The 522-nt window shown below is 31.4% G+C and carries 1 protein-coding gene; it reads right to left on the bottom strand.

Annotation, left to right across the window (positions count from 1 at the left end):
• Window positions 1-62: 62 nt before the first annotated feature.
• The gene (locus tag AC1DRF_RS32020) at window positions 63-296 is read right to left on the bottom strand and encodes a hypothetical protein (RefSeq protein ID WP_043981855.1); all 234 of its coding nucleotides are present in this window, start codon (window positions 294-296) and stop codon (window positions 63-65) included.
• Window positions 297-522: the final 226 nt, after the last annotated feature.

The raw sequence follows: 522 nt of genomic DNA, 5'->3' as shown, positions 1-522 counted from the left end.
TGCTTGTTGTTAATCATTAGTTAACATAAAACCATTTATCGGTAAAAATAAAAAGCAGACCTTTAATTAAAGATCTGCTTCTTTTCTTTAGCAAAAACTAAATATGTTCCCACTAAAAACATGATGCCCAAACCTATAAAGATTAACCAGTACGTTAAAGGGAAACTATAGGAAACTTTCATAACTCCAGTATTTCTATCTAATATTCTAACGGTGTAAGGAGTATATGCTGTCTTAATAGTTAAGTACGTTAATAAAGCTTGAGCAATAAGAACTATCCCTATTGCACATTTCATTATATTGCCCCCAGACTCATACATGTTTCTGTGTACAGTTTAACACAAAGGGGCTTACTTAATATGCTAGTTACCATAATCACTCTTTCAGGAACATATGAAAAAGAGAACCTTTATGGGAATAAGGGTTCTAACAGAGTCATTTTTATAAAATATAGACATCTTTATACGTCCCTTATGTATCGATGTTTCTGTCTAGGCTAAATAATAATGTAGTGCATAAAAG

The organism is Priestia sp. P5_B4, from assembly GCF_056400385.1.
Note: the sequence above shows the minus strand (reverse complement) of the source record. Positions and strands in the feature narration are given on the sequence as shown.

What these genes read in the sequence shown, in the direction of transcription:
- AC1DRF_RS32020 (WP_043981855.1), bottom strand. Translation starts at nt 296, where the DNA reads ATGAAATGTGCAATAGGGATAGTTCTTATTGCTCAAGCTTTATTAACG.